Raw genomic sequence first — 513 nt, 5'->3', positions numbered from 1 at the left:
AACATCATCAGATCACCCTCCCAATGGCCGGCGGTGGCGCGGTCCAGGACCTCCTTTGGTCGGTCGGCGATCGGCACCCGGCCCGCTATATGCAGCGCTGACGACCCGCCCTTGCGACCACGGACGCCTCGCTTGCTCTTGCCGCGCGGCAGATATCGTCGCCAGCTGTAATCCTTGGTGCGCGCGATCTGAGCGTGGATGAAGCGGTAGATACTCTCCGGCGAGATCACCTTGCGGCCATGCTGTAAGGCGAGCACCCCGCAGACCTGTTCTGGGGACCAGCCACGCTGAAGTCCGTCCAGAACCTGAGTGCGGAGCCCAACATCGCGGTCCAACCGAGCGCCCTTCCAGCGCCGCGCTGTTGTCTGGCCCTGCGCGTAAGCGGGTTTGTAGCCGACCTGCACGCCGGCATTGCGCTTCAGCTCCCGGGAGACAGTCGATGGCGCGCGATCCAGAGCTGCCGCGATTTGCCGGATCGAGCGCCCTTCGGCGTAAAGCTGGGCAATCCTGTAG

1 protein-coding gene is annotated in these 513 nt (G+C 65.1%); it reads right to left on the bottom strand.

The genetic code is table 11. The annotated features are described in order from the left end of the window. A partial coding sequence (locus AC1DP0_RS22585; protein WP_478088936.1) for an IS30 family transposase occupies positions 1–513 on the bottom strand: 513 nt, incomplete at both ends.

The sequence above is a fragment of the Terrabacter sp. P5_B1 genome (assembly GCF_056400505.1).
This window is presented reverse-complemented; position numbering and strand designations above follow the sequence as displayed.